5 protein-coding genes are annotated in these 3,642 nt (G+C 53.5%); all 5 read left to right on the forward strand.

What is annotated here, in order from left to right; genetic code table 11:
• A partial coding sequence (locus tag BIY29_RS20340) for a hypothetical protein (protein WP_121576675.1) occupies positions 1–1,318 on the forward strand: 1,318 nt, incomplete at its 5' end.
• Positions 1,319–1,326: 8 nt separating this feature from the next.
• On the forward strand, positions 1,327–2,232 hold the full coding sequence (locus BIY29_RS20465; RefSeq protein WP_205680389.1) for a hypothetical protein: 906 nt from the start codon (positions 1,327–1,329) through the stop codon (positions 2,230–2,232).
• Positions 2,233–2,249: 17 nt separating this feature from the next.
• Positions 2,250–2,477, forward strand: a complete 228-nt coding sequence (locus tag BIY29_RS19555; protein WP_121576676.1) for a PAAR domain-containing protein — start codon at positions 2,250–2,252, stop codon at positions 2,475–2,477.
• 24 nt (positions 2,478–2,501) lie between these two features.
• The gene (locus tag BIY29_RS20110) at positions 2,502–2,711 is read left to right on the forward strand and encodes a hypothetical protein (protein WP_147437191.1); all 210 of its coding nucleotides are present in this window, start codon (positions 2,502–2,504) and stop codon (positions 2,709–2,711) included.
• A 95-nt stretch (positions 2,712–2,806) separates the two neighbouring features.
• A partial coding sequence (locus BIY29_RS19560) for a hypothetical protein (RefSeq protein ID WP_170158986.1) occupies positions 2,807–3,642 on the forward strand: 836 nt, incomplete at its 3' end.

Here is a 3,642-nt window from a genome sequence, read left to right on the forward strand (position 1 = left end):
CCTGTTCGATCCGGCACAAGCAGCACAAGAGCTGGCTCGCCACTATCAGCAGGCTAAAACGCTGCACAAACTCTGGACACGCGTATTAGCCGTCGCGCAAATAGGGTTTGGGGTCTTGTCGCTTATCCCTGTCGTCGGCGCAGCCAGAGGGCTTTTCGGCGTTTACAAGGGGGTAAGTTATACCTTTGCTGCCATTGATGGCGCACTGGCCGCCAACGCCATTGCCAGCGGCAGTACCACGCTGATCAGCGGTGAAGGGATCGACCACGGTGAAGCCCTTTTTGAAAGTCTGGGCAACGTATGCGATCCGAATGATGGTGCGGAGCGTGGCCGCCAGGTGTTTATGTTCATCAATCTGGTCATGCTGACACCTGCAGCACTGGGCGGGGCGTATTGGGTTCTGCGCAAGATCCGGGGCGATGTCCCCGTCAGCGCCCGTTTCGATACAGACGCCATCAGCGAAGAAGAGCGCCGCAGACTGGGGGGACATAAGAGCGGCGAGCCGCTGGCGATTGAACTGCATGGCCGTAGACCTGCGGGACGCCATGACGAAACCGGTGACATCGAATGGCGGGACAGGCCGTCACTGGATACCAATCGTAGCCAGGTTGCGTTAACCACGGCGACGGGTAAGGCGAATTACTTTGTCATGAGTAATACGCTGCGTAGTCGTCTGACGATGCTGATTATCCAGCGTGGGGGCAGTCTGAAAGTGATAGGACGCATCTGTAAAGTGGTGGGGGATGCGGGTGAAGAGGCGCTGGCCGCGAGCATGGTAGAAAAATGGGGCGTCAATCCCCAGCGTATTCTTGGTTACAGTAATAAAGCGGGTGTACCAAACCGGTTCGGTCTGACGAACAAGAGCGGCCAAGGCCTGGATATGCTGGTGTGGGTACCGCCGCCGCCGTCGCTGACCGTGCGGTCGCCTACGTCGAAGAGTATGCAGCATTCAATGGATGGGGCAAATGGCACTCCCGCCCCGACCCAGACGCTAAACTTCACGGAAGACACGCTTCTGGTGATTGAGACCAAAGCCACATTGGGTGGGACTAAGACACCTGGATTTAATAAGACACAGGGAACAGGGGCAGGTAAAGTTGCTGACCTCCAAGCGAAGATTGGATTAGATTCTGGAGGATGGAGTAAAGCAAAAATGCTGGAAGTTGACCCCAACGTCCAAGATAAACTCAATGCTCTTGAGGACGCTGTTGCATTAGGAAAAATCAAGTTTCTACATGCCCAAGTATTTTTTGACTCCCAAGGAGCACTAAGTAAAACTGTTGGGAATGGCTCTGGAATTCAGATTAACACCTGGTAGAGGACGCAATGAAAAAGGATAAAAGTAGACTCGACAGTATTTTGCCACAAGTTAGGGAGTGGGCCACAGATGGCTTTCTACCGCGTGATCGAGTTGAAAACTATGTAAATGGACAAGGGCACCTTGCTCTAGCCACTGTTGACTTATTCAAGCATGGCATGTTGGAAGTGAAGCAAAGCCTATTGTCAACTGTTGACAATGCAAACAAAGCCAATATCCATATGGCACATGCGTTCAAAAGGTTTATATATTCTCAATTGATAGACCTTAACGACATGAAAACAAATGATCGCCTATTCATTTATAGCCTCGACACTCTTACCCATTTCATATTGGGAGCTATAGCCACAGGTAATCATAAGTTTATAGAGCCATTTCACAAAGCAATTTTCGATAGTCTCGACGGCGGGTATGGCGTTCATGATGGGCGCAAGCCTCCAATCAGTTCCACGCTTCGCTACGCCGCCTTCGGTCTGACTATCATCGGTGACTGGCTGGGCAAACCGCTTGATTTGGACAAACATGCGCTGCCACGCGACCCTGCCTGGGGCCAATTGGTAGCGCACTGGCGCGAACCCGATCTGGATAAATTCCTGCCCGTCCTTCTGAGTGCCTGCGATACCCACGTCGAGCGTATTGCTGTGACCGAGCGCGAAGCCAACCAGCAAGCTAAACAATTCGAGTTCAACTCTGTATTCCTTGCTGTACACCCCACTGAAATTCTGGCAGTGCTCCGTCTGCGTGAAATCGTAGGGCTATCTAATCCAGCCCACATCGACCACCCGCTGATGCAAACACCCTATGCCGCTATTACCTGCCAGCCCGGTGAAGTGACCGAACGTGATGAGTTGCTTGACCGTTTCCTTGAAGTGGTACGTCAGCGTGATCCGCAGGTGCTGCCGCCAGGAATATAAAAACAAGGAGAAAGAAGATGTCGGGACGTGGAGCGATTCGTCTGGGAGACGCTCATTCTGGGGGCGGGAAAATGATCGAAGCCAGCGGTTTTCCGGTTAACGGCATTCCGCAATGTCTGCTTGGCGATAACGCGGAATGTCCTGCTCACAAAGGAACGTTTCCGCTGGTTTCCGGCGGCGATGGTTCAGCAATTCATAATGGGCGCCCCATGATCTTTGAACCTGGACAACTGGCTTGTGCTTGACCCTCCCGTTGGTCAGGAGGCCTGATGGCACTGAATTCTATCGATCTTGACGTCATGGAGCGCCTGGCAAGAAAACAGGCGGATCTCCGGTTGTCCCGCTACTTGTGCGATACATTGGCTCCCTTGTTACCCCGGCCAACCGCACCAGCTACTTTGTCTGGGCCACCATGTGTTATTAGCATTGAACTTTGGCCGTTTCTTTTACTGCAACCCGTTATTTACCGTATTGCATGACGGGCTGTATCGAAAAACGGATCCATACCAGACCTGCCATTTCTTATTGCAATTTCTGCAACGACACCAGCGTATTCTCATGGAGGAGGCACCCAATGACGACTAATGCCCTCAGCGCCAGCTATGAACAATTGTCTCAGGATGCGATGGAGGGGAAGGTGCCCGGTCCGGCATCGATTTGTACGGATTGCGCCGGACTTGGCGTACCGTTCTCCCTCAACGGCAGCGACGGCCCCCGGGAGGCCGATCAATGGCTGGGGATCCCCTCACACGATCAGGCCGCCACGCCGGACTGGTTCACCCAAAATCCCTGGATCACCGACCGCGTCGAAAATTTTCGTAATACCTATCTGCAGCGAGTGATCCAACAATTGGGGGAGATGTACGGAGACGCTTACCTTGCCGAATTCCATGCTTTTCAGGCTGCTCAGGGGCTGGTGTTCCACTGCCTGGAAGACGACATGGAAACGGAAACCCACGTTACGCCTGCTTTTCTGATGGAGGTGGCTCACGGAGACATCACCGAGCGTCCCACGATCTCATGTAAACAGACAAACTGTGTCTTTCTGGAAAAACGCATCTACTTCTGGACATTTACGTCCGCCCGCTATCAAACGGAGCCGCTGATTGGCGCGGATGGTCAACGCCTTGCCCAGACCCAGTTCGAATGGACGGTTTCCGGCCTGTTCGATCCGGCACAAGCAGCACAAGAGCTGGCTCGCCACTATCAGCAGGCTAAAACGCTGCACAAACTCTGGACACGCGTATTAGCCGTCGCGCAAATAGGGTTTGGGGTCTTGTCGCTTATCCCTGTCGTCGGCGCAGCCAGAGGGCTTTTCGGCGTTTACAAGGGGGTAAGTTATACCTTTGCTGCCATTGATGGCGCACTGGCCGCCAACGCCATTGCCAGCGGCAGTACCACGCTGATCAG

The organism is Brenneria alni, assembly GCF_003666245.1.
Taxonomy (GTDB): Bacteria; Pseudomonadota; Gammaproteobacteria; order Enterobacterales; family Enterobacteriaceae; genus Brenneria; species Brenneria alni.

Coding starts and splice junctions, on each gene's coding strand:
- BIY29_RS20110 (WP_147437191.1), top strand. CDS start 2,502: ATGGCACTGAATTCTATCGATCTTGACGTCATGGAGCGCCTGGCAAGA.
- BIY29_RS19555 (WP_121576676.1), top strand. CDS start 2,250: ATGTCGGGACGTGGAGCGATTCGTCTGGGAGACGCTCATTCTGGGGGC.
- BIY29_RS20465 (WP_205680389.1), top strand. CDS start 1,327: ATGAAAAAGGATAAAAGTAGACTCGACAGTATTTTGCCACAAGTTAGG.